The 24,812-nt window shown below is 69.3% G+C and carries 20 protein-coding genes; 14 read left to right on the top strand and 6 right to left on the bottom strand.

What is annotated here, in order from left to right:
- Nucleotides 1-7 precede the first annotated feature (7 nt).
- From ACFYTS_RS02090 to acs, 4 genes are all read right to left on the bottom strand, one after another.
- Nucleotides 8-955, bottom strand: coding sequence for an alpha/beta hydrolase (locus ACFYTS_RS02090; protein ID WP_357275583.1), 948 nt, complete (start codon nt 953-955; stop codon nt 8-10).
- A gap of 23 nt (nt 956-978) precedes the next feature.
- The gene (locus ACFYTS_RS02085; RefSeq protein ID WP_357275585.1) at nt 979-1,521 is read right to left on the bottom strand and encodes a phage holin family protein; all 543 of its coding nucleotides are present in this window, start codon (nt 1,519-1,521) and stop codon (nt 979-981) included.
- Between the two features lie 41 nt (nt 1,522-1,562).
- Nucleotides 1,563-2,789, bottom strand: coding sequence for a Na+/H+ antiporter NhaA (nhaA, locus tag ACFYTS_RS02080; RefSeq protein WP_387300690.1), 1,227 nt, complete (start codon nt 2,787-2,789; stop codon nt 1,563-1,565).
- A gap of 203 nt (nt 2,790-2,992) precedes the next feature.
- Nucleotides 2,993-4,939 (bottom strand): acetate--CoA ligase, encoded by a 1,947-nt coding sequence (gene acs / locus ACFYTS_RS02075; protein WP_357275589.1) that lies wholly within the window; start codon nt 4,937-4,939, stop codon nt 2,993-2,995.
- 298 nt (nt 4,940-5,237) lie between these two features.
- Between acs and ACFYTS_RS02070 the strand changes: the two genes are divergently transcribed.
- From ACFYTS_RS02070 to ACFYTS_RS02050, 5 genes are all read left to right on the top strand, one after another.
- Nucleotides 5,238-6,749: an ABC transporter substrate-binding protein gene (locus tag ACFYTS_RS02070; RefSeq protein WP_357275953.1), complete on the top strand. Its 1,512-nt coding sequence runs from the start codon at nt 5,238-5,240 to the stop codon at nt 6,747-6,749.
- Nucleotides 6,750-6,753: 4 nt separating this feature from the next.
- Entirely contained in the window at nt 6,754-7,680 is a 927-nt protein-coding gene (locus ACFYTS_RS02065) for an ABC transporter permease (RefSeq protein ID WP_357275592.1), read from the top strand.
- Between the two features lie 13 nt (nt 7,681-7,693).
- Nucleotides 7,694-8,653: an ABC transporter permease gene (locus ACFYTS_RS02060; protein WP_387300687.1), complete on the top strand. Its 960-nt coding sequence runs from the start codon at nt 7,694-7,696 to the stop codon at nt 8,651-8,653.
- A complete protein-coding gene (locus ACFYTS_RS02055; RefSeq protein ID WP_387300685.1) occupies nt 8,650-10,320 on the top strand; it encodes a dipeptide ABC transporter ATP-binding protein in 1,671 nt (556 codons plus the stop codon). The genes ACFYTS_RS02060 and ACFYTS_RS02055 overlap by 4 nt, the downstream gene beginning before the upstream one ends.
- A gap of 61 nt (nt 10,321-10,381) precedes the next feature.
- A complete protein-coding gene (locus ACFYTS_RS02050) occupies nt 10,382-11,128 on the top strand; it encodes an oxidoreductase (RefSeq protein ID WP_357275598.1) in 747 nt (248 codons plus the stop codon).
- 469 nt (nt 11,129-11,597) lie between these two features.
- Here the strand turns inward: ACFYTS_RS02050 and ACFYTS_RS02045 are convergent, their stop codons facing one another.
- Nucleotides 11,598-12,398 (bottom strand): HAD-IB family hydrolase, encoded by an 801-nt coding sequence (locus ACFYTS_RS02045; protein WP_357275601.1) that lies wholly within the window; start codon nt 12,396-12,398, stop codon nt 11,598-11,600.
- A 439-nt stretch (nt 12,399-12,837) separates the two neighbouring features.
- Here ACFYTS_RS02045 and ssd point away from each other — a divergent pair, with 439 nt between their 5' ends.
- The 7 genes from ssd to ACFYTS_RS02010 all read left to right on the top strand — a co-directional run bounded on the left by ssd (nt 12,838) and on the right by ACFYTS_RS02010 (nt 18,189).
- Nucleotides 12,838-14,151, top strand: coding sequence for a septum site-determining protein Ssd (gene ssd, locus ACFYTS_RS02040; protein WP_387300683.1), 1,314 nt, complete (start codon nt 12,838-12,840; stop codon nt 14,149-14,151).
- A 186-nt stretch (nt 14,152-14,337) separates the two neighbouring features.
- Nucleotides 14,338-15,534, top strand: a complete 1,197-nt coding sequence (locus ACFYTS_RS02035; protein WP_387300681.1) for a TadA family conjugal transfer-associated ATPase — start codon at nt 14,338-14,340, stop codon at nt 15,532-15,534.
- Nucleotides 15,535-15,768: 234 nt separating this feature from the next.
- Nucleotides 15,769-16,581 carry a type II secretion system F family protein gene (locus tag ACFYTS_RS02030; RefSeq protein ID WP_387300679.1) on the top strand — a complete coding sequence of 271 codons (813 nt, stop codon included), beginning with the start codon at nt 15,769-15,771 and terminating at the stop codon, nt 16,579-16,581.
- Nucleotides 16,578-17,174 carry a type II secretion system F family protein gene (locus ACFYTS_RS02025; RefSeq protein ID WP_387300677.1) on the top strand — a complete coding sequence of 199 codons (597 nt, stop codon included), beginning with the start codon at nt 16,578-16,580 and terminating at the stop codon, nt 17,172-17,174. The genes ACFYTS_RS02030 and ACFYTS_RS02025 overlap by 4 nt, the downstream gene beginning before the upstream one ends.
- Before the next feature lie 78 nt (nt 17,175-17,252).
- Nucleotides 17,253-17,447: a DUF4244 domain-containing protein gene (locus ACFYTS_RS02020; RefSeq protein ID WP_387301072.1), complete on the top strand. Its 195-nt coding sequence runs from the start codon at nt 17,253-17,255 to the stop codon at nt 17,445-17,447.
- Between the two features lie 35 nt (nt 17,448-17,482).
- Nucleotides 17,483-17,797, top strand: a complete 315-nt coding sequence (locus ACFYTS_RS02015; protein ID WP_387300674.1) for a TadE family type IV pilus minor pilin — start codon at nt 17,483-17,485, stop codon at nt 17,795-17,797.
- A complete protein-coding gene (locus ACFYTS_RS02010; RefSeq protein ID WP_387300672.1) occupies nt 17,794-18,189 on the top strand; it encodes an Rv3654c family TadE-like protein in 396 nt (131 codons plus the stop codon). Before ACFYTS_RS02015 ends, ACFYTS_RS02010 begins: the two co-directional genes overlap by 4 nt.
- A 320-nt stretch (nt 18,190-18,509) precedes the next feature.
- On the opposite strand, the gene ACFYTS_RS02005 is transcribed toward ACFYTS_RS02010, so the two are convergent.
- A complete protein-coding gene (locus tag ACFYTS_RS02005) occupies nt 18,510-20,906 on the bottom strand; it encodes a DEAD/DEAH box helicase (protein ID WP_387300670.1) in 2,397 nt (798 codons plus the stop codon).
- Nucleotides 20,907-21,341: 435 nt separating this feature from the next.
- On the opposite strand from ACFYTS_RS02005, the gene ACFYTS_RS02000 reads away from it, so the two are divergent.
- Complete coding sequence (locus ACFYTS_RS02000) at nt 21,342-21,545, top strand: cold-shock protein (protein ID WP_029925108.1); 204 nt, start codon at nt 21,342-21,344, stop codon at nt 21,543-21,545.
- Between the two features lie 242 nt (nt 21,546-21,787).
- Nucleotides 21,788-24,763 carry a type I DNA topoisomerase gene (gene topA, locus ACFYTS_RS01995; protein ID WP_387300668.1) on the top strand — a complete coding sequence of 992 codons (2,976 nt, stop codon included), beginning with the start codon at nt 21,788-21,790 and terminating at the stop codon, nt 24,761-24,763.
- Nucleotides 24,764-24,812: the final 49 nt, after the last annotated feature.

Below are 24,812 nucleotides of genomic sequence, written 5' to 3'. Positions count from 1 at the left end.
GGGCCGGTCAGGCCAGCATTTTCGCGATCTCCGCGGTCACCGGTTCCGGATTCTCCTGGTGCGCATAGTGACCCGCGCCGGGAATCTCGACCAGCCGCCGCTCCGGCGACAGCTGCGGTCCCCGGTGGATGGTGCTCGGCAGGATGTAGGGGTCGCGGTCGCCGTACATCGCCAGTGTCGGCACCCGTACGGGCTCGCTCATGGCGGCCATGAATCGCCGTCCGTCGGGCCGCCATTGGCTGCGGAAGGCCCAGCGCTGGTATTCCAGCCCGCAATGCGCGGCGCCGGGGATCCGGATGGCGGTGCGCATGCGGCGGGCGGTGTCGGCGAATTCCTCGGTGGCCGAGAACCGTTCGCTGACCCGGTCGCGCAGCAGCAGTTCGATCTCGATGCCGTCGTCGCGGGTGAGCCGGTGCTCGGGCAGGCGCGGCAGCTGGTAGCGCAGGAAGCCGGGCAGCCAGGACGAGCGTTGCGCGTCGTCGCGCAGCACGGCCCGCTTCAGCGCCACCGGGTGCGGGGAGCTGATCAGGGCGATGGACCGCACCACCCGTGGGTGCAGGACCGCGGTGGCCCAGCACACCAGCCCGCCCTCGGCGTGCCCGACCAGGGTGGCCTCGGTGTGCCCGAGGGCCCGGACCAGTCCGGCCACGTCACCGGCGAGGGTCCAGCCGTCGTAGCCGCGCGGCGGCTTGTCGGTGTCGCCGTAGCCGCGCAGGTCCACCGCGACGGTGCGGTAGCCGCGCGCGGCCAGTCCGGTCAGCTGATGCCGCCACGACCACCAGAAATCGCCGAAACCGTGCAGCAGCAGCACCAGCGGCGCGCTGGTTCCGGGCTGGGCGGGTTCGGGCGCGGCCTCGACGACGTGGAAGCGAATGCCGTTGGCGCGCACGTCGCGATGGGTCCACGGCCCGTCATAGCGGACTGCGGACGGATCCGGCTGCGATTTCGACGACACGCCGAAGGAGCGTAATCGAAGGTCTAGGCCCGGGGCTTGCCGACTTCGGCGGAGCCGAATTTATCGGTACTGCCGACGGTGGCGTCCACCGAGTGCTCGTCGGAGTGGCTGAAGCTGCTCGACAGCAGCGTCTGGGTCTCCTTCAGCGAGCCGATGGTCTTCTCCGGCGCGCGCAGTTTGCGCACCTTGAGGTAGCCGAGCAGCGCGAACGCCGCGACCGCCGCGATCATCAGCAGGAACACCACCAGGAACGCGGCCCAGCGGTACAGCCACACGTCGAGCAGTTCGGCGAGGAAGAAGAAAAAGAAGAAGGAGCTGAACAGCAGAATGGTCAGCGCCAGGATGAAGAAGACGCTGCCCTGCAGGCCCTTCTTGATCTCGCCGGTGACCTCGGTCTTGGCGAGCTCCACCTCGGCGCGCACCAGGGTCGACATCTGCTCGGTGGCGTCGCGGACCAGACTGCCGATGGTGGCCGACTGATGGGCGTCGATATCGGACAACGGAATCGAGGTGACGGTGCGGGTGCGGTTCCCGTCGTAGCCGTTACCGCCCTGTGTGAAGCTCAATTGCTCGACCCTTCTCCATGTCCCGGTAGTACGTTCCGGTGTCACTCTTGACTTTGCAGTGCGCGCTCGTCACGTCGTGCCTGGTGAGCACGGCCACGACGCAACAGTAGCGCCGAACCGGCCAGGGAAGACGTCAAAGACGTGAGCAACACAGCCGCTTTCGCGAGTTCTGCCGCCGACCCGTCGCCGACGTCTTCCAAGGCCAGTTCTGCCACCAAGAGGCTAACGGTGAAGCCGATCGCGCCCAGTACCGACAGGGCGAACATGTCCCGATACCCGAGATCCCCCGGTCGTTCGGCGATCCTCAACCGCACGGCGAGCCAACTGAATCCGAAGATACCGACTATCTTGCCGACCAGCAGACCCAGGATGATGGCCAGCGACATCCGGTTGGTGAACAGCTTCGACAGCACGGCCGAATCCAGCGGGACGCCGGAGGCGAACAGCGCGAACAGCGGCACGCACAGCGCCGCGGAGATGGGCTGGAAGAAGTGCTCGAGCCGGGCCGCGGGCACGCAGTGCTCGTCCTCGCCGGGATCCGGGCGCACCCGGGTGAGCAGGCCGCACGCGACGCCCGCCAGCGTGGCGTGAATCCCGGCCTCGTGCAGGGCGTACCAGGACAGCAGGCCCAGCGGCACATAGAGGAACGGGGTGCCGATCCGGAACCGCTGGCCCAGCGCCCAGCCCGCGAAGCATACGACGGCGATCAGCAGCCACAGCATCTTCAGGGTGATGGTGAACAGCACCGCGATCAGGATGATGGCGATCAGGTCGTCCACCACGGCCAGGCTGAGCAGGAACACCCGGGCGCCGGCCGGGATCCGCGACCCCGTCATGGCCAGCACGGCCAGCGCGAAGGCGATGTCGGTGGCCACCGGGATGGCCCAGCCGCGATCCATGCCCTCCACGCCGTGCCCGACCACCATGGCGATGATCGCGGGCATGATCACGCCGCCGACGGCGGCCACGATGGGCAGGGTGGCGCGTTTGCGATCGGCGAGCTCGCCGATCACCAGCTCGCGTTTGAGCTCCAGTCCGGCGACGAAGAAGAAGACGGCGAGCAGGCCGTCCTTGGTCCAGTCGGCCAGCGTGAGGTCCAGGTGGAGGGCGGGAATCGCGAGCTTGGTCTCGACCATGGTGGTGTAGCTCGCGCCCCACGGTGAGTTGACCCAGATGAGCGCGCTCGCGGCGGCGATGAGAAGGAGTGCGCCACCGAAGGTTTCGGTTCTCAGATAGCGCGTGAGCTCCGATCGGACCTGAGCGATCACCGGGTGCACCTTTCAGCCGTGCGTTCGACAGAACAGCGGCGTGCACACCACTGACGGGATCATCGGCACAACCGCATGCCGACCAGACTTCCCGGCACACCTTTTTGCGCAATTCTAACGGTTTGCCTGGAACTTCTTGACCATCCCACGGCAGCGAGGCCCCCCGATCAGCGATCGGAGGGCCTCGCGCGGGGTGCTACCGGTTACGCCTTGCCGGCCCGGATGGCCTCGAAGACGTTGGGGTCCACCAGGGTTGAGGTGTCGCCCAGTTCGCGGCCCTCGGCCACGTCGCGCAGCAGGCGGCGCATGATCTTGCCCGAGCGGGTCTTGGGCAGCTCCGGCACCACGTGGATCTCCCGCGGGCGCGCGATGGGGGAGATCTCGCGGGAGACCTCGGCCTTGAGCTCGGTGATCAGATCCGCACCGGTGTCCTTGGCCTCGGCGGTCAGGATCACGAACGCCACGATGCCCTGGCCGGTGGTGTCGTCGGACGCGCCGACCACCGCCGCCTCGGCCACGCCCGAGTGCCCGACCAGCGCGGACTCCACCTCGGCGGTCGAGATGCGGTGGCCCGACACGTTCATCACGTCGTCGACGCGGCCGAGCACCCACAGGTCCCCGTCCTTGTCGAGCTTGGCGCCGTCGCCGGCGAAGTACCAGCCCTTCTCGGCGTAGCGGGACCAGTAGGTGTCCGCATAGCGCTCGTTGTCGCCCCAGATGCCGCGCAGCATGGACGGCCACGGCTCGTCGAGCACCAGGTACCCGTTGGCCTCGGTCTCGCCCAGCTGGACCGGATTGCCCTCCTCGTCAACCACTTTCGCGGAGATACCGGGCAGCGGGGTCATGGCCGCGCCCGGCTTGGCCGCGGTGACGCCGGGCAGCGGGGAGATCATGATGGCGCCGGTCTCGGTCTGCCACCAGGTGTCCACGATGGGAGTTCGGTTGCCGCCCACCACATCCCGGTACCAGCGCCAGGCCTCCGGGTTGATCGGCTCGCCGACCGAGCCCAGCAGCCGCAGGCTCGACAGGTCGTGCGCGTCCGGGATCTCGCGGCCCCACTTCATGAAGGTGCGGACCAGCGTCGGCGCCGTGTAATAGATGCTGACGCCGTACTTCTCGATGATCTGCCAGTGCCGGTGCTCGTCCGGGAAGTTCGGGGTGCCCTCGTAGACGATCTCGGTGGCGCGGTTGGCCAGCGGGCCGTACACGATGTAGCTGTGCCCGGTCACCCAGCCGATGTCGGCGGTGCACCAGTACACGTCCTGGCCCGGGTTGTGGTCGAACACCTGGTGGTGGGTGTACGCCGCCTGGGTCAGGTAGCCGCCGGAGGTGTGCAGGATGCCCTTGGGCTTCCCGGTGGTGCCGGAGGTGTAGAGGATGAACAGCGGGTGCTCGGCGTCGAAGGCCTGTGCCTCGTGCTCGGGGGAGGACAGCGCGACCGTCTCGTCCCACCACAGGTCGCGGCCCTCGGTCATCTCGGTGTCGAGGCCGGTGCGGCGCACCACGAGCACGTGCTCGACGGTCGACTCGCCCTCGGCGAGCGCCTCGTCCACGGCCGCCTTGAGCGGGGCCGCGGCGCCGCGCCGCCACTGGCCGTCGGTGGTGATGACCAGCTTGGCCGCGGCGTCGTCGACGCGCTGGCGCAGGGCGCTGGGCGAGAAGCCCGCGAACACCACCGAATGGGTCAGGCCCAGACGGGCGCACGCCAGCATCGACACGATGGCCTCGGGGACCATCGGCATGTAGATGGCGACCCGATCGCCGGCGACCAGGCCGAGACCGGTCAGGTAGTTGGCGGCCTTCGACACCTCGGCCAGCAGGTCGGCGTAGGTGAGGTCGCGGGAATCGCCCGGCTCGCCCTCCCAGTGGATGGCGACCTGATCGCCGTGCCCGTCGAGCACGTGCCGGTCCACACAGTTGTAGGCGACGTTCAGCTTGCCGTCGGCGAACCACGTGGCGAAGGGGGCGTCGGTCCAGTCCAGCACCTGGGTGAACGGCTGATGCCAGTGCAGGCGGCGCGCCTGCTCGGCCCAGAAGCCCTCCCGGTCGGACTGCGATCGAGCATAAAGAGAGGCGTCGCCATTGGCGGCGGCCGCGAACTCAGCGCTGGGCGGATAGGCATCCAGGTGGTCTGCGGATGTCTCGGTCATCTCGTCTCTTCTTCTCTCGCGTGCAAGCCGCGTGGGTGACGACGGCCACGTCCGACCCTAACCGACTGTGACCTGGGCCGGGCTTCGCTGTCTCGATCGGTGGGGCGGCCCCCGGGACACACGGTGATGCGATCCCCTGACAAGGGCGGTGGCGGTCACTACTGTCCCTGTCACCGACAGCGGCTCGAGGCGGGAGAACGCGTTGAGAATCAGAGGGATCGCCGTGCTGGCCGCCGTACTCGCGCTGATCGCGGCCGCGAGCCTGACCGGATGCGCCGTCACCCCGGTCTACGGCGACATGATCGCAGTCAACGGCACCGAACCGCAGAATCCGCTGATCCCGTCCAATACCAACGAGAACGGCGGCGGGCGCATCGTCGACCGGCTGTTCGCGGGACTGCGCTACATCGACCAGCGCGGCGCGCTGCACGACGAGGTGGCCGAATCCATCGACACCACCGACCAGCAGCACTACCGGATCACCCTGAAGCCCGGGTGGACCTTCAGCGACGGAACACCGGTCACCGCACACTCTTTCGTGGACGCCTGGAACTACGGTGCGCTGGTCACCAACGCGCAACTGCAGAGCTACACCTACGGGCCGATCGCCGGATTCGCGGACGTGCAGGCCGATCCACCACGCGCGCAGACCATGTCGGGGCTGAAGGTGGTCGACGACCTGCACTTCACCGTCGACCTGGTCGCGCCGACCATCGACTTCCGGACCCGGCTGGCCTACGCGCCGTTCTATCCGCTGCCCGCCGCCGCCTTCAAGGACATGAAGGCCTTCGGGGAGCGACCGATCGGCAACGGCCCCTATCGATTCGCCGACGGCAATGCCTGGCAGCACGACGTGCAGCTCACCGTCGTGCCCAACGAGAGCTACCGGGGCGGGCGGCCGCCGCGCAACAAGGGCCTCACCTTCGTGTTCTACTCCAACTTCGACGCCGCCTATTCCGATCTGCTGGCCGACAACCTCGACGTACTCGACACCATCCCCGACAGCGCCATCGCCGTGTACCAGCGCGATCTCGGCGACCGCGCGATCGAGGCCCCCACCGCGCAGAACCAGTGGCTCGGCTTCCAGCCCAATATGGCCCACTTCGGCGGCGAGGAGGGACGGCTGCGACGGCAGGCCCTCTCGATGGCCATCGACCGCGCGCAGATCGGGCGGAAGATCTTCCACGGCACCCGAATTCCCGCCCGCGACTTCACCTCCGCGGTCCTGCCCGGCTACAACCCGAACCTGCCCGGCTCGAACGTCCTCGACTACAACCCGGCCGAGGCCGTCCGGCTGTGGAACCAGGCCGACGCCATCGCACCCTGGAGCGGGCGCTTCGAAATCGCCTACAACGCCGACGGCGGCCATCAGTCCTGGATCGACGCCCTGGCCAACAGCATTCGTAACACGCTGCACATCGACGCGGTCGGCGCGCCCTACCCGACCTTCAAGCAACTGCGTGACCAGGTCGTGCACCGCACCATCGGCAAGGCCTTCCGCTACGGCTGGCAGGGTGACTATCCGACCATGCTGCAATTCCTCGAACCCGGCTTCGTGACCGGCTCGGAGACCAACGACGTCGACTACAGCAACCCGGAATTCGACCGGCTGCTCACCGCCGCCGAAGCCGCGCCCACCGAACAGGAATCGTGGAAGCTGGTGGGGCAGGCCCAATCCGTGCTGCTGCACGACCTGCCCACCATCCCGGTCTTCGACTACATCAACTCCGCCGGCTACTCCAAACGCGTCCGCGACGTGGTCATGACCTGGAACGGTCTGGCCGACTTCGAGAACATCGAGTTGAGGTGACCTGATGGCCTGGTACATAGCGCGGCGGCTGCTGCAGATGATCCCGGTGTTCTTCGGCGCGACGCTGCTCATCTACTTCCTGATCTGGAAGGTCACCGGCGGGTCGGTCACGGCGCTGGCCGGGCAGCGCACGCTGACACCGGCGCTGGAAGCGCAGTTGAAGGCGCAATACGGGCTGGACAAACCGTTCTGGTGGCAATACCTGCACTACCTGAAGGGCATCGTCACCCTCGACTTCGGCACCTCGTACTCGGGACGGCCGGTGCGCGAAGTGCTCGCCCGCGCCTTCCCGATCACCTTCCGGCTGGCCCTGCTCGCGGTGTTCTTCGAGGCGGTGTTCGGCATCGCGTTCGGCGTGATCGCCGGATTGCGCAAGGGCGGCTGGTTCGACTCCACCATGCTGGTGCTCAGCCTGCTCGTGATCGCCATGCCCATCTTCGTGATCGGGTTCCTGGCCCAGTTCCTGTTCGGCGTCAGCTGGCATCTCGCGCCCGTCACCGTCGGCTCCGACGTGAGCATCCCGCGGCTCGTCCTGCCCGCGCTGGTCCTCGCCTCGCTGTCCTTCGCCTATGTGCTGCGGCTGACCCGGAACTCGGTGGCGGAGAACAAGGACGCCGACTTCGTGCGCACCGCCACCGCCAAGGGCCTGCCGCGGCGACGGGTGGTCGTGGTGCACATCCTGCGCAATTCGCTGATCCCGGTGGTCACCTTCGTGGGCGCCGACCTGGGCGCGCTCATGGGCGGGGCCATCGTCACCGAGGGCATCTTCAATATCCCCGGCGTCGGCGGCACCCTCTACCAGGCCGTGGTGCGCGGTGAGGCGCCGACCGTGGTGTCCTTCGTGACCGCGCTCATCGTCATCTTCCTGCTCTCCAACCTGATCGTGGACCTGCTCTACGCCGTGCTCGACCCGCGGATCCGCTATGCCTGACGGGAGCGCCGACATGCCCGAAACCTCACCGCCCCGGCGTGATCCGCGACCCGGCCAGGAACGCTGGGTGGCGCCGCCCGACGCGGTCGAAGTGGTCGCCACCGACCGGGTCGACGTGCACGGCGCGCCCGCCGGATTCTGGGGCTCGGCCTGGCGGCAGCTGCGCCGGAAACCGCTGTTCCTAATCTCGATGGCCATCATCGTGCTGGTGCTGCTGGTCGCCGCGTTCCCGAGCCTGTTCACCGGACAGGATCCGCGGCACTGCGTGGTGGATTTCAGTCTCGCGCCGCCGAATCGGGACCACTGGTTCGGCTACGACCTGCAAGGCTGCGACATCTACGCCCGCACCATCTACGGCGCGCGGGCCTCCGTGCTCACCGGCGTCGGGGCCACCCTGCTGTTCCTGCTCGTCGGCGGCAGCCTCGGCGCGCTCGCGGGATTCTATGGGGGACCGCTGGATTCGATCATCTCCCGGATCGCCGAGATCGTGTACGCCATCCCGCTCATGCTGGCCGCCATCGTCCTCATGCAGCTGGCCGGGCACCGCACCATCTGGGTGGTGATCGCCATCCTCGCGGCCTTCACCTGGCCGCAGGTGGCGCGCATCGCCCGTGGCTCGGTCCTCGCCGCCAAGGGCAACGACTACGTGCTCGCGGCCAAGGCGCTCGGGGTGTCGCGATTCCGGATCCTGGTGCGGCACATCATCCCCAACGCGCTCGGACCGGTCATCGTGGTGACCACCATCTGGCTGGGCGTCTTCATCGTCACCGAGGCCACCTTGTCGTTCCTCGGCGTCGGACTGCCGCCCACCGAAGTGTCCTGGGGCGCGGACATCGCGGCCGGCCAGCGGCAACTGCGCGCCGGATCGCTCATCCTGTTCTACCCGGCCACCGCGCTGGCGCTGACCGTGCTCGGCTTCATCATGCTCGGCGACGCGCTGCGCGACGCACTCGACCCCAAGGAGCGGCGATGACCGAGCCCCTGCTCGACATCCGGGACCTGCGAGTGTGTTTCGGATCCGGGGACAACCGGGTCGAGGCGGTGCGTGGGGTGAACCTCACCGTGTACCCCGGCCAGACCGTGGCCATCGTGGGGGAGTCCGGGTCCGGGAAGTCCACCACCGCGCACGCCGTCATCGGACTGCTGCCCGGCGGCGGGCGCGTCGAATCCGGCAGCATCCTGTTCCAGGGGCGGGATCTCGCGGGAGCATCCGACTCGGAGCTGGTCGCGGTGCGCGGCAATGGGATCGGATTCGTGCCGCAGGACCCCATGTCCAACCTCGACCCGGTGTGGAAAGTCGGATTCCAGATCTCGGAAACCCTGGCCGCCAACGGCATCGCGCGCGGACGGGCCGCACGGCAGCGAGCCGTGGAACTGCTCGCCGAGGCGGGGATCAAGGAACCCGAACGGCGCGCCGGCCAGTACCCGCACGAATACTCCGGCGGGATGCGGCAGCGCGCGCTCATCGCCATCGGGCTCTCGGCGCGGCCGAAACTGCTCATCGCCGACGAACCGACCTCCGCGCTCGACGTCACCGTGCAACGCCAGATCCTCGACCACATCGACGAACTGACCCGCGAACTCGGCACCGCGCTGCTGCTCATCACCCACGACCTCGGGCTCGCCGCCGAACGCGCCGAACACCTGGTGGTCATGTACCGCGGGCGGGTGGTGGAATCCGGACCGGCCGCGGAGATCCTGCGCGATCCCCGCCACGAATACACCCGGCGACTGGTGGCCGCGGCGCCCTCGCTGGCGGCTCGGCGCAGCGCCACCACCACCGAACACGCCGCCTACCGGGACCTCGCCATCGATGTGGCCGACGCCGAAGCGGCCGACGTACCCGACGACATCGTGGTCGCCGAGGGGCTCACCAAGCGGTATCGGGTGCGCGGGTCGGTGCCGTGGAAGCACACGGAATTCACCGCGGCCGAAGACGTCTCGTTCCGGCTGCGGCGGGGTACCACCACCGCGCTGGTCGGGGAATCGGGCTCCGGCAAGACGACGGTGGCGTCACTGGTGCTCGGATTGGACACGCCCACAGCGGGTTCGGTGCATTTCGACGGCAAGGACGTCGCCGAGCTCGCCCACCGGACGCCGCTCGCCTTCCGGCGGCGGATCCAGCCGATCTTCCAGAACCCGTACGGGTCACTGGATCCCACCTACTCGATCCATCGCGCCATCGCCGAACCGCTGCGCACCCACCGCATCGGCACCCGGGAGTCGCGCGACGCCCGCGTCCGGGAACTCCTGGACCTGGTGGCCCTGCCGTCCGCCGTGGCCGCCCGCTATCCGCGCGAATTGTCCGGCGGCCAAAGGCAACGCGTCGCCATCGCCCGCGCGCTGGCGCTGGAACCCGAGCTGATCGTGTGCGACGAGGCGGTGTCCGCGCTCGATGTCCTGGTGCAGGACCAGATCCTCGAGCTGCTCAACACGCTGCAGGCCGAATTCGGGCTCTCCTACCTGTTCATCACCCACGACCTCGCGGTGGTGCGGCAGATCGCCGATTCGGTCCTGGTCATGCAGGACGGGAAGGTGGCCGAATCGGCGTCCACCACCGACCTGTTCGCGAACCCGCGGTCGCCGTATACCCAGCGCCTGCTCGAAGCCATCCCCGGCCGCGATCTGCACGTGAGCTGACGGGGCCGGGGCGCGAGGTGGTGGCCGGGGCGCTGGTGACCAGCCAGTAGCCTCGTATCTCGTGACCGACCCGCTGCAGCCCCTCGTCGACCTGCCCGGCGTGCGCGACGCCGCCGACAAGGCCCGTGACGCCCTCGCCGAGGTGCACCGCCACCGGGCGAACCGGCGCGGCTGGCCCACCACCGCCGCCGAGGCCGCCGTCCGCGCGGCCCGCTCCTCGGCCGCCATCGAGGGCGGCACCATCGACCTGCCCGCCGACGGCAATGTCGAGGACCCGATCCTCGCCGGCTCGCTGCGCGTCGGGCAGGCGCTGGACGCGGAAGCCCTCACCAACCTGGTCGGCGTCTGGCAGCGCGCACCTCTCCAGGCCCTGGCCCGCCTGCACCTGCTCGCCGCGGCCGACATGGTCGAGGACCAGCAGCAGCTGGGCCGCCCGCGCAACGTGCCCGGAGTCGCCGAGCGCCTGGACCTGCTCGCCCAGACCGTCACCACGACCAAAGCCCCCGCGCCGGTCATCGCGGCTGTCGTCCACGGTGAGCTGCTCTCACTGCGGCCTTTCGGCACCGCCGACGGGATCGTCGCCCGTGCCGCCTCCCGGCTCGTCGCGGTGTCCAGCGGTCTTGACCCCCACAGCCTCGGCGTTCCCGAGGTTTTCTGGCTCCGCCGCCGTCAGGCGTATCTGGACGCGGCGGCCTCCTTCGGCATGGGCACCCCCGACGGGGTCGGCGGCTGGGTGATCTTCACCTGCGGCGCGCTCGAGGACGGCGCGCGCGAAGCCCGGTCGATCGCGGACGCGGCCTCGGGATAAACACCACCGACATCGAAAATGCGTGTGCACCACTGTGATTCGAGGTTCCACACGCATTAAGAGCGGGCGGCGTTGTCGCGATTGCGACCTCACCGCCCGCTAGCACGGACTACCCGGTTACCAAGCGTGCTTTTCGGGTTGTGTTCTCTTCGGCCTCGGCGAGCTCTCCGGGATCCGGTGGTTCATCCCCGCATTGGATGCGAGGCCCTCGCCCTCGAAATCCCGGATAACGCAGGCCCACAACTATCCGTGCCCTTGTCGCGGCGTGCTCCGCGTGGGTGCCTGGTGTCCGTGCTGGGAAGGGTGGGATGGGAGGTCGGATCTTCTCTTCCGATCCGATCTTGGCCTTCCGTCCTTCCGTGCCTCCATTGTTACCCCGTGACCGCCGTCACATCAAGACCTGCGGAAACTTTCCAATCCCGGCGCGTCCGCCTCGTTTCATACCCGGCGTTTCGGACGAATGACCGGGTCAGCGTCGCCGGCGCAGCAGCCGGTAGCTCAGTGCTCCGGCCGCCACCGCGCTCAAGCCGACCGCGACCGTCGCGGCCACCGTGGTGGTCGTCGGCGCCGGGATCCGGGCCCACAGCGACACCGGGTTCGAGAAGGCCAGCACCGGCCAGCCGCGGGCGGCGGCCTCGCGCCGCAGACCCCGGTCCGGGTTCACCGCGGTCGGGTGGCCGACCACCTCCAGCATCGGCAGGTCGGTCACCGAGTCGGAGTAGGCGTAGCAGCGGTCCAGGTCGTAATCGTAGTGCGCGGCAAGCTTTTCGATCGCCTCGACCTTGCCGGGGCCGTAACAGTAGAACTCCACCTCGCCCGCGTACCGGCCGTCTTCGATCACCATGCGGGTGGCGGCGAAATGATCCGCGCCCAGGGCGGCCGCGATCGGGGCCACCACCTCCTCGCCGGAGGCGGAGACGATCACCACGTCGTGTCCCCGAATCCGGTGGTCCGCAATGAGATCCGCGGCTTCGGCGTAGATCAGCGGGTCCACGATGTCGTGCAGGGTCTCGGCGACGATCGAGCGCACCTGGTCGACATCCCAGCCGGCGCACATCTTGGTGAGGTGCTCGCGCATGCGCTCCATCTGGTCGTGATCAGCGCCGGACAACAGGAACAGGAAGTGCGCGTAGCTGCTCTCCAGCACCGCGCGCCGGCTGAGCAGCCCCTGGTCCAGGAACGGCTTGCTGAAGACGAAGGCGCTCGACCGGGCGATCACCGTCTTGTCGAGATCGAAGAAGGCGGCGACTCGTCCGCGTTCGGCTGTCACGGGTCCAGGATATGGTTCCGTGCCGTGCGGCGGGCGTCATGGGTCGTCCCGCGCGGGTCCCCGATGCGCCGGGGGTCCTTCATGCGACTCGGTCGGCGGCCATGGTCGACGTCACGTTCGAACCGGGGTTCGCCGGGGTTAGCCAGCTGGAAGCCGGGCGGTCAGGACGGGAAAAAGACTCGCCGGGCGGACTTGCAATACGGCCGGGGCTTGGGTGTAGTATCGCAGTTACCTGGACATGGTCCAGGCGCGTTCAGCCCGACCCCCCGGGGCTGAACCCGACGGCCCCAGCCTCCTCCCCCCCCGGCTGGGGCCGTCCTCTATTTTCAGGCGGTTTCGGATCCGCCCACGCTTCCCGAATTGTGTACAGGCCGCGTGTTATCCACACTCGCCGTCGGGCCGCTGTCGCCGCTTCGCCAATCAGGCGACGCTGACCTGCATGAACTCCGATGTCGCCACCCCACCCGCGCTCGCGCTGGTCGCCGATCCCCGTCTGCGCGAGGAGATCCGCCGCATCGCCGCCGCGGCCGACCGCCCGCTCGACGAACGCGTGCCACCCCCGGGTCGACACCCCTGGACAGCCGCGTCCGTCATCATCCTCGACACCGCCGCCGCGCATAGCTGCGTATCCGCCGGGCACCCCCGCCGCCCGGGGATCCTCCTGGTGACCGACGGCGAGCCGAGTTTGCTCGACTGGCAAGCAGCCACCGCGGCGGGCGCCGAACAAGTCCTTCCCCTGCCGGCCGCGGCCGACGCCTTGATCGCCGCCTTCGCCGCCCACGACGGCCGCCGTCCCGGCGACGGCGCGGTCCTCGCGGTCGCGGGCGCGGGCGCCGGTGCGGGCGCCTCGGTGCTCGCCGCCGCCGTAGCCCTCACTGCCGCAGGGCGTTTCCGCGACCGCACGCTGCTCGTCGACTGCGCGCCCTACGGCGGCGGCCTCGATCTGCTGCTCGGTCTGGAGAAGCACGCGGGCCTGCGCTGGCCCGACCTCACCATCGAACACGGCCGTGTCGCCGCATCGGCGCTGCACGAGGCCCTGCCCAGCGCCTCCGGGCTGGCGGTCCTCTCGTGTGGAAGAGCCACTCCCGCAGGGGAACTCGATGCGGAGGGCTGCGAGATAGATCGCGGCGAGATGACCGGGTGCTCCGGAATCTTCGGAGTGGCAACCGAACTCGGCTCCGGATCGGCGGCGTCGGGCGGCGCGTGGGCGGATGGCGGTCGGGCGAATTCGCCCCTGGCGCCGGCGGCGGTGCGCGCCGTCCTGGAGGGCGGTCGCGCGGCCGGTGATCTGGTGGTCGCCGACCTGTCCAGTGATCATGGTCCGCACACCGATCAGGTTCTCGATCTGGCGGATCTGGTGGTGCTGGTGACGCCGGCGCGGCTGCGTTCGATCGCGGCGGCGGAGTCCGCGGCGGCCTACCTGAAGGCCCGAAACCCGCATGTGCGCTTGATTATCCGCGGACCGGCCCCCGGCGGCCTCACGCCCACCGATATCGCGGAGACCCTCGCGCTGCCACTGTTGTCGGCCGTTCCCTCTCAGCCGGGGCTGACCGAGCGCCTGGAACGGGGTGGCCTCACAGTGCGCCGTCGCGGTCCGCTCCGCACCGCCGCCGAGTCCGCGCTGACGGCCTTGTTCGCCGGTGGACCCGACCATGACCGCGCAGCGCGCCACCCGGGCCCGTTCTGGTGGAGTCTCGCCCGGGCCCGTGGCACCCACGCGGGGGCACAGGCGTCAGCGCAGGTGGGCCGATGATGCCGGGGTGCGGGCGCTGCCGGTTGCAGCGGGTGCTCGTGGGCATCTGGCCGGATGCGCGCACCTCACGGGCAGCGGGCGGGGGTCCGCTGTCGCACGCGCGATCGACCGCCGGGCGATTGACCTACTGCCGTATCGGGTCCGGGCCCGGCTGCCGGTGGCTCGCGTTCGATGTGGAGGTGCGCGATGAGTGAGCTGGTGACGGCCGAACTGCTGGAGCGCGTGCGGGAGCGGCTGGCCGACGGGGCCGCCGATCCGGATCCGGCTCGCGTGGCGGCGGCCATCCGGACCGAGGCCGGCGGGGTGCTGGCCGACACGGATCTGTTGCGCGCCTTGCGAATGCTGCAGACCGAGATGACCGGAGCCGGGGTGCTGGAACCGCTGCTGCACGATCCCGAGGTGGCCGATGTGCTGGTCACCGGACCGGAGTCGGTGTGGGTGGATCGCGGGCGGGGGCTGCGACGCACGTCGATCCGATTCCCGGACGAAGCGGCGGTGCGGCGCCTGGCCCAGCGGCTCGCACTGGCGGCCGGACGCAGGCTGGACGACGCGCAGCCGTGGGTGGACGGTCGACTGCCGGGAATCGGCGCGGCACAGGGGGATTCGTTCGGCGTCCGATTGCACGCGGTGCTCTCGCCGATCGCGCACGGCGGCACCTGCCTGTCCCTGCGGGTGCTGCGGCCCGCCACCCTGGGCCTGGATGCCCTCGCGGCGGCCGGGGCGGTGAACTCCGACGCGAAGTCGCTGCTGGAGCGCATCATTCGCGCTCGGCTCGCGTTCCTGGTGGTGGGCGGGACCGGATCGGGCAAGACAACCCTGCTGTCGAGCCTGCTGGCCATGGTCGATCCGGCCGAGCGCATCGTCTGTGTCGAGGACGCGGCCGAGCTCGCGCCGCCGCATCCGCACGTGGTCCGCCTGGTGGCCCGGCCCGCCAATGTCGAAGGCGCGGGCCAGGTCACGATGCGCGACCTGGTCCGCCAGGCGCTCCGCATGCGGCCCGACCGCATCGTCGTCGGGGAGGTCCGCGGCGCGGAGGTGGTGGACCTCCTGACGGCCCTGAACACCGGACACGACGGCGGGGCGGGCACGGTGCACGCGAACTCGCCCGGCGAGGTCCCGGCCCGCCTGGAGGCGTTGGCCGCCCTCGGCGGCCTGCCCGCGGCCGCCCTGCACAGCCAGCTGGCGGCGGCGATCCAGGTGATCCTGCACGTTCACCGCCATCCCGACGGCCGCCGCACGCTTCACGAGATCGGCCTGGTGACGGCCGACAGCGGCCGGGTGCGGCTCGTCCCCGCGTGGACCGCCGACGATCGTCCGGCCCCGGCGGCATCCGCCCTGCTGACCCTGCTCGAGGAAAGGACTCCTGATGATTCCCGCGAGTGACGAGCGCTCGGGTTCGTGCGGGTGCCCGGGGCCCGGAGCGGTCCCGCGCGTCCGCCTGGAGAAGACCTACCCGGTTCCGGTCGGTAATGCGCCGTGCTGCAATCCATTCGGGGTGCATGGGTCGCGGTTTCCGGGTCTCGGGCTGGCCTGGCCCGCTGGATGTGGTCGCCATACGAGCGGTGATTCGACTGGGGCACAGGAAGAGTCGCCCACCTCGCTGAGCGAAGGAAACTGATGCCGACCTGCGTCGGCCAGCCGGTTTCCGTGCTGGTGTGCGTCGCGATCGCGCTCTTCTTGTTGCCGCCGCCTATCGCCCGACGGCGGTTGCGCAGGTTGTTCGATCAACCTGCGGGCGCGCGAAAGGCCCAGCGCACCTCGATTGTTCGCACACTTCCGTTCGCTGCCGCACCTCTGCTGCTGTTCGCCAGTCCGGGACTTGCGCTGGCCGGCTTGCTGGTGTCCGCGACGCTCGTGGTCCGCTATCGCCGGGCCCGCCGTGAGCGGTCGCGGATCGCCGCCACAGCACAGCTGCTGGAGGGGTTGGAGGCGGTGATCGGTGAACTGCGCATCGGGGCCCATCCGAGTGCGGCGGCCGCGGTGGCCGCGGTCGAGACCGAGGGCGAGGTGGCCAGGGCTTTCGCGGTCAGCGCCGCGCGCAGCCGACTGGGCGGGTCGGGTGCGGAGGGCCTGCGCCGCCCCGGTTCGGTGGTGGCACGGGAACTGTCCCGGGTGTCCGGTGCCTGGCGGGTGGCGGAGCGGCACGGCCTCGCGCTGGCCGAGCTGTTGACGGCCGCGCGTCTGGATCTGCTGGGCCGCAAACGCTTCCGGGACCGAACGGCCGCGGCACTGGCCGGAGCCCGGGCGACAGCGGTGGTTTTGGCCCTGCTTCCGGTCCTCGGCATCGGCCTGGGGCAGCTGATGGGCGCGGCCCCACTGCGGGTGCTGTTCCTGTCCCCGGCGGGAACAGCCTTGTTGCCGTTGGGTTCCGCCCTCACCTGTGCCGGTCTGCTGTGGTCCGACGCCATCGCGGGCAAGGTGCTGCGATGAGCCCCGCTGTCGCCGTGCTGGCGGCCCTCGCCCTGCTGGTCCTGCCGGGCCGGGTCGGCGCGATGCGCAGGCTGCGCTGGATGCGTGACTCCACGTCGGCGGAACCGCCGATGCCATCGGCCTTTCCGGCCGATCCGGACGTGCTGGGCGTCGCCTCGGCGCTCGATCTGCTCGCGGCCTGCCTGCGAGCCGGACTGCCCACCGCGCAGGCAGCCGCCGCGGTGGCCGCCGAATCGCCTGAGCCATTGGCGTCGGTCCTGTCCCGGGTCTCGGATCTGCTGGTGTTGGGCGCGGATCCGGCGAGCGCCTGGGCGCAGGCCACCGAGGGTGTCGCCGACGACGCGGTGGCGGCGCTGGCCCGGATGGCCCGCCGGTCGGCGCGCTCGGGAACCGGATTGGCCACCGCCGTCACCGAATTGGCGGAACGCCGCCGCGGGGAGCTCGAGGATGCCGCCGCCGCCCGCGCCGAGCGGGCCGGAGTGCTGATCGGCGGCCCGCTCGGCCTCTGCTTCCTGCCCGCCTTCGTATGCCTGGGCATCGTCCCGGTGGTACTGGGTCTGGCGGGCCGGGTACTGGACGGCGGTCTGCTGTGACCGCCGACGACTGTGCCGGCGCGGAACGGCCGCGCGGCGACGAGGGAGGGAGAAACCGTGGGAACGACCATCCGACACCTGTGCTGGGAACTGCGCGCCCGACTGCTGTGCGCCCTGACCGCCGACTCCGGCATGAGCACCGCCGAGTACGCGATCGGCACCATCGCGGCCGCGGCCTTCGGCGCGGTGCTCTACACCGTGGTCACCGGGAACAGCATCGTGAGTGCGCTGACGGCCATCATCGACCGAGCCCTGAAGACTCCCGTCAAGTGACGTATGCCACACCACCTGATCATGCCGAGGCGGGGATGGCGACCGTTGAGGCGGCGATCGCGCTGGCCACGCTGGTCGCGGTGGTGATTCTCGGTGTCGGCGCCCTGCTGGCGGTGTCGGCGCAGGTGCGTTGTGTCGACGCCGCCCGTGAGGCGGCCCGGCTCGCGGCCCGCGGCGAGACCGACGCCGGCGTCGCGACCGCCCGGCGGCTGGCGCCGGCCGATGCCCGGATCGTCGTCCGGTCCGAGGGGGAGCTCGTGGTGGCCGAGGTGAGCGCCCACGCCGCGCTGGTCCCGGTCACGCTGCACGCGGCGGCGGTCGCGGCTCGGGAACCGGGGGAGCCGCCATGACCCGTCCGCGGCGGGATTCGGGCGGGGTGACGGTGACCGCGTGCCTGGCGCTGATCGGCCTGTTCGCGGTGACGATCCTGGTCGCGCAGGTCGGGGTGGCGGTCGCGGCGCGGCATCGGGTGCAGGCCGCCGCGGATCTGGGCGCGCTCGCGGCGGCGGGTGCCCTGGATGGCGGTGTGGATGCCGCGTGTCGCCGGGCCGCCGAGATCGCGGACCGCATGGGTGTCCGGTCCGTCGGGTGCGAAGCGCTGGGGTGGGACGTGACGGTGACCGTCGTCGGGCGGGTGTCGCTCGGGCCGCTCGGGGAGCGGGATGTCCGGGCGGCCGCTCGGGCGGGCTTGGGGGATGACCTGGGGTTGCGAGGGGATATCTCGTACCGAGCGGTTGGTTAAAATTGTGATGGCGCGGGCCACATCGGTGGTCGATCAATGCGGAAATTCGATGAAAGCTTAAGCCGAATTGAAGAGGTGTCGATTGCATTGCAATTCGTCGCCCGAGACTCATTCGAATGAATGCACAGGTAAATCCACGGGTGACATATTCGAGTGGAGCAACCCCTCAGTTAACAGGATCGCATCCCTTTTTAATCGACTCGAGGCCTCGGCGTGTCGTCGCCACCCTCCAGCATCCGGATTCGGCCCGATATCTGCCAGTTGACGACGCCGACCGGTTGGTCGGATGGCGCTCCGGTCTCACCGCGGCGACGGCGGCGTCACGGTTCGGTAGTGCCGTCGTCACCTTCGCCGAGATCGGCCAGAACCGCCCGGAGGAGCCGGGCGGCCCCGGCCTTGTCCAGGGGATTGTTGCCGTTCCCGCACTTGGGTGACTGCACACAGGACGGGCACCCGGCGGCGCAGCCGCAGGAGTCGATCACGCCCAGCGTGGCGGTCAGCCAGTGGCGTAGTCGCAGGAACCCACGTTCGGCGAATCCGGCCCCGCCGGGATGTCCGTCGTAGACGAATACTGTCGGCAGGCCGGTGTCGGCATGTTCGGCCGTCGACACTCCGCCGATGTCCCACCGATCGCAGGTCGCGACCAGCGGCAGCATGCCGATGGCGGCGTGTTCGGCCGCGTGCAGCGCGCCCGCGGCGTGTCGCGCGTCGATCCCGGCCCGGGCCAGCAGGTCCGGCGTGACGGTGTAGTACACCGCCCGGGTGGGCAGGGCCTGGGCGGGCATGTCCAGCGGGATCAGGTCCAGCACCTCGCCGCTGGGCAGTCTGCGCAGGTAGGCGACGACCTGCCGGGTGACCAGCACCTGGGCCAAACCCGTGGTGACCGAGCCGTACCGCCGTTCCTCGGTGACCGCCTCGATCTCCAGCGTGGTGACCGCCCGCGCGCTGGTGCTCCACCCCGGCGTGTCGGCGCGGACCAGGGCGACACCCTCGTCCAGGTCCAGCTCGTCGACCACGTAGCTCTCGCCCTGATGCAGGTGCACCGCGCCCGGGTGCAGGGTCGCGGGGGCGCGTCCGGCGTCGGTGGTGCCCAGCATGCGCCCCGATTCGACGTCCACCACCGCGATCGCGGTGCCGATGCCGCCGCGCACGTCCACCGCGTCGTGCGGGTGCGCGTCGGCCGTCACGAACCAGCGCGCCGACCCGTCCCGCGCCACGCCCGCCCGCCGCCGGATCAGACCCTGTTCGGCCAGGTCGGAGAGCAGTTCCCAGGCTTCGAAGGCGTGCACTTCGGCATCGCTGAGCGGCTGTTCCAGCGCGGCGCACAGCAGGTGCGGCCCGAGCACGTACGGATTGTGCGGGTCGGTGATGGTCGCTTCCAGCGGCCGCCCGAGCAGCGCTTCCGGGTGGTGCACGAGGTAGGTGTCCAGCGGGTCGTCACGGGCGATGAGCAGCACCAACGACCCCTGTGTGCGGCGTCCGGCGCGCCCGGCCTGCTGCCAGAACGAGGCGACCGTCCCCGGATATCCCGCCACCACGACGGCGTCCAGTCCGGCGATGTCCACGCCCAGTTCCAGGGCATTCGTGGTGGCGGCCCCCAGCAGTGTGCCCTCCGACAGGGCCGCTTCCAGGGCGCGCCGGTCCTCGGCCAGATATCCGGCCCGATAGGCCGCGACACGCCTGGGCAGTCCCGCATCCACATCAGCGAGCAGCCGCCGGGTGTCCATGGCGATGAGTTCCGCGCCGCGCCGGGACCGCACGAAGGTCAGGGTGCGGGCGCCCTCGGCGACCAGGTCGGCCATCACGGTGGCCGCTTCCGCTCCCGCCGAACGCCGCAGCGCCGCACCGTTTTCCCCGGTCACGCCGCTGCCGACGAGCGGCGGCTCCCACAGCGCCACGGTCCGCGCGCCCTGTGGCGACCCGTCCTCGGTGACCGCGACACACGGTGCCCCGATGAGTTTCTCGGCGGTGGCGGCGGGGTCGGCGGCCGTCGCGGAGCACAGCACGAAGACCGGATCGGCCCCGTACCGCTCGGCGAGTCGCCGGAGTCGGCGCAGCACCAGCGCCACGTGCGACCCGAAAACCCCGCGGTAGATATGGCATTCGTCGACGACGATGTACCTGAGCTGGCGAAACAGCCGCGCCCACCGCTGATGCGACCGCAACATGCCGACATGCAGCATGTCCGGATTCGTGAAGACCCAGCGCGCGTGCGCCCGCACCCACTGCCGGATCTCCGCCGGCGTGTCGCCGTCGTAGGGTGCGGGATGGATGCTCCGCAGCGGATCTTCGCTGGTCAGCTCATTGACCATGCGTAGCTGGTCGGCTCCCAGCGCTTTGGTCGGCGCGAGATACAACGCGGTGGCCCGCGGATCCTCCTGCAGCGCGGTCAGCACCGGCAGCTGATACGCCAGCGACTTTCCAGACGCCGTTCCGGTCGACACCACTACGTGCCGGCCCGCCGCGGCGAGGTCCGCGGCCCGGCTCTGGTGACTCCACGGCTCCGTGACCCCGGCCGCCTGAACTGCGGTGATGACGTCGGGAGATATCCATTCGGGCCATTTCGTGACCTGCGCCGCGCGCGGTGGTAGCTCGCGAACATGAGTGAGTCGGGGGTCACCTGAAACAGGGCCGTTTAGGACACGATTCAGCAACGATCTCCCGTAGCTGATGTCGCTCGCATCTCCGGATCGCGGCGCTGGATCTCGATCAATCATCGAAGCGCCATCGCGACACGCCGAAGGGGTGCGAAACGTGTGTGCGTCCGCCGCTCTACCTGCCATTTCACTACAGGGTAGCGACCTGCCTCACACCCTGTTTGCCAGATGCTCGCTCTGTTATCCGGAAGCAAACCAACTTCAAGTACGGATTTGGGCATTATGCCCCTCACCTGCGCATTCGCAAGATCAACTTTTTTGCAAATTGTGGGTAACTCCGCTGTTGAATTGCCCGAAGACATGGTTCACTGGTCCCTGGTCGCAAGCTTCTGTGTTCGAGGGAACGGATCTAAAGTCCAAACCATCAGCAGGATCGATGTTGCGAACGGTGTACTAGGTGCTTTCCTGCAGGGGGAACAGAGTACAGCGGTCTCAACGGACCCGGTGGATGAACCCAGTTGTCCGCCGTTCCGGTATGGAAAGAGAAGGAACAGAATGGCACAGGGAACTGTGAAGTGGTTCAACGCGGAGAAGGGGTTCGGCTTCATCGCGCCCGAGGACGGCTCAGCTGACGTCTTCGTCCACTACTCCGAGATCCAGGGGTCGGGCTTCCGCACCCTCGAGGAGAACCAGAAGGTCGAGTTCGAGGTTGGTCAGGGCACCAAGGGCCCGCAGGCCACCGGTGTTCGCGCGCTCTGAGCGAGCCAACCCCTAAGGTTCCGTCCCCCATCGCCCCCGGCGGTGGGGGACGACCCATATCTTGACCCATTACACTCGATCACGATCAGGGGCTACATCGTCGCCGCGCACCAGCCGCGGCCTTTGAACACGGTATAAACGTTGCTGGCAGCGATATCGGACATCGCAGCCGCTTTGCCCCAGCCGCGTAGAGCGCGTACACCAAGCTCCGGCGCGGATCGAGACGAAAGGTGTGTTCGCCGGTGGCAACACGAGACCGCGGTGCAGCGCCGAACCCCGAGGCAGCGCCCGACCAGGGCCGTTCCCTGCGTCGTCTCGTGATCGTCGAGTCGCCGACGAAGGCCAAGAAGATCGCCCCGTATCTGGGCCGCGGTTATGTGGTGGAGGCGTCGGTCGGCCACATTCGGGACCTGCCGCGTGGTGCGGCGGATGTGCCCGCCAAATACAAAGGACAACAGTGGGCGCGGCTCGGCGTCGACGTCGATCATGATTTCGAGCCCATCTATGTTGTCAGCCCCGAAAAGAAAGGGAAGGTCAGCGAGCTGAAGAGCCTGCTGGCCGACGCCGACGAGCTCTACCTCGCCACCGACCCCGACCGCGAGGGCGAGGCCATCGCCTGGCATCTGCTCGAAACCCTCAAGCCCAAGGTGCCGGTCCGGCGCATGGTGTTCCACGAGATCACCGAGCCCGCGATCCGCGCGGCCGCCGCCGACACCCGGGAACTGGACCAGGATCTGGTCGACGCGCAGGAGACGCGGCGCATCCTGGACCGGCTCTACGGCTATGAAGTGTCGCCGGTGCTGTGGAAGAAGGTCATGCCGCGTTTGTCGGCGGGCCGCGTGCAGTCGGTGGCGACCCGAGTCATCGTGCAGCGCGAGCGGGAGCGCATGGCGTTCCGGTCCGCGGAGTACTGGGACATCGCGGCCAAGCTGGACGCCGGCGGCAAGGAGGACGGCGGGAATCCGCGGGTCTTCGGCGCGCGCCTGGTCAGCGTCGACGGTCTGAGGGTCGCGACCGGTCGAGATTTCGGCGCCGACGGGCAGCTGAAGTCGCAGGCCGACGCACCGACCGTTCGGGTGCTGAACGCGGCGGCCGCCCAGCATCTGGCCGAGTCGCTGCACGGCGTGAATCTCTCTGTCACCTCGGTGGAGTCCAAGCCGTACACGCGAAAGCCGTACGCGCCGTTCATGACCTCGACGCTGCAGCAGGAGGCGGCACGCAAGCTGCGTTTCACCTCCGAGCGCACCATGCGGGTGGCGCAGCGGTTGTACGAGAACGGTTACATCACCTATATGCGTACCGACTCGACGACGTTGTCGGAGTCGGCGATTCAGGCGGCCCGGTCGCAGGCCACCCAGTTGTACGGCGCGGAGTACGTGAGCCCCACGCCCCGGCAGTACACGCGCAAGGTCAAGAACGCGCAGGAAGCGCACGAGGCGATTCGTCCCGCGGGTGACACCTTCGCCACGCCGGGCCAGTTGCACAACAAGGTCGACAACGACGAATTCCGTTTGTACGAGCTGATCTGGCAGCGCACCGTGGCGTCGCAGATGCAGGACGCGCGCGGCACCACGCTGACCGTCCGCATCACCGGTGTCGCGAATTCCGGTGAGGAGTGCGTGTTCTCGGCGTCGGGCCGGACCATCACCTTCGCGGGCTTCCTCAAGGCGTACGTGGAGAGTGTCGACGAGGAGGCGGGCGGCCAGTCCGATGACGCCGAATCGCGGCTGCCCGCGCTGACCGAGGGCCAGGGCGTCACCGCCATCGAGCTGCTGCCGGACGGGCACACCACCAATCCGCCCGCGCGATTCACCGAAGCCTCGCTGATCAAGGCGCTGGAAGACCTCGGCATCGGCCGTCCGTCCACCTACTCCTCGATCATCAAGACCATTCTCGACCGCGGTTACGTGTACAAGCGCGGTAGCGCGCTGGTGCCGTCGTGGGTGGCGTTCGCGGTGATCGGGCTGCTGGAGGAACACTTCGGGCGGCTGGTGGACTTCGACTTCACCGCGGCCATGGAAGATGACCTCGACGCCATCGCCGGCGGCCGCGAGCAGCGCGGAAACTGGTTGTCCTCCTTCTATTTCGGTGGCGATCACGGCGCGCAGGGTTCGGTCGCGCGCGAGGGTGGCCTGAAAAAGATGGTGGGCGAACGGCTCGACGGCATCGACGCGCGAGAAGTCAACTCCATCAAGCTCTTCGCCGACGAGGAGGGCCGCGATGTGGTGGTCCGGGTCGGCAAGTTCGGGCCGTACCTGGAGCGCATGGTCGTCAATCCCGATGACCCGGACGGGGATCCGGTCTCGCAGCGCGCCAACCTGCCTGACGATCTGCCGCCGGACGAGCTGACCCCGGAGGTCGCGGAGAAGCTGTTCGCGACGCCGCAGGAGGGTCGCTCGCTGGGTGTGGATCCGGAGTCGGGACACGAAATCGTCGCCAAGGAAGGACGTTTCGGCCCGTACGTCACCGAGGTCCTGCCCGAGCCGGTCGAGGAAGCCGACACCGGCGCGAAGAAGACCAAGAAGGCGGCCGACAAGCCGAAGCCGCGCACCGGCTCGCTGTTCAAGTCCATGAGCGTGGAGACGGTGACGCTGGACGAGGCGCTGCGGCTGCTGTCGCTGCCGCGCGTAGTCGGTGTCGACCCGGCTTCCGGGGACGAGATCACCTCGCAGAACGGTCGTTACGGGCCGTATCTGAAGAAGGGCACCGATTCGCGGTCGCTCACCAGTGAGGACCAGATCTTCACGGTGACCCTCGAGGAGGCGCTCAAGATCTACGCCGAGCCCAAGCGGCGCGGCGGGCAGGCGGCGAGCGCGCCGCCGCTGCGGGAACTGGGCGTCGACCCGGTGTCGGAGAAGCCGATGGTGATCAAGGACGGGCGTTTCGGCCCGTACGTCACCGACGGCGAGACCAATGCCAGCCTGCGCAAGGGCGACGAGGTCGAATCCATCACCGACGCCCGGGCTTCGGAGCTGCTGGCGGACCGGCGGGCCCGCGGCCCGGTCAAGAAGGCCGCGAAGAAGACGGCCAAGAAGGCGGCGGCGAAGAAGACCCCGGCCAAGAAGACGGCGGTGGCCAAGACCGTGGTCAAGAAGGCGGCGGCGAAGAAGGCGGCGGCCAAGACGGCCGACGGCGTCACCACCAAGAAGGCCGCGGCGGCGAAGAAGGCCCCGGTCAAGAAGGCCGCGACGAAGAGCGCCGCGTCGGCGCAATCCTGACGATTGTCGATGCCCTGCCGTAGCGTGCTGTTCTGAACACGCACCAGCG

The sequence above is a fragment of the Nocardia sp. NPDC004151 genome, from assembly GCF_042874235.1.
Classification (GTDB): domain Bacteria; phylum Actinomycetota; class Actinomycetes; order Mycobacteriales; family Mycobacteriaceae; genus Nocardia.
This window is presented reverse-complemented; position numbering and strand designations above follow the sequence as displayed.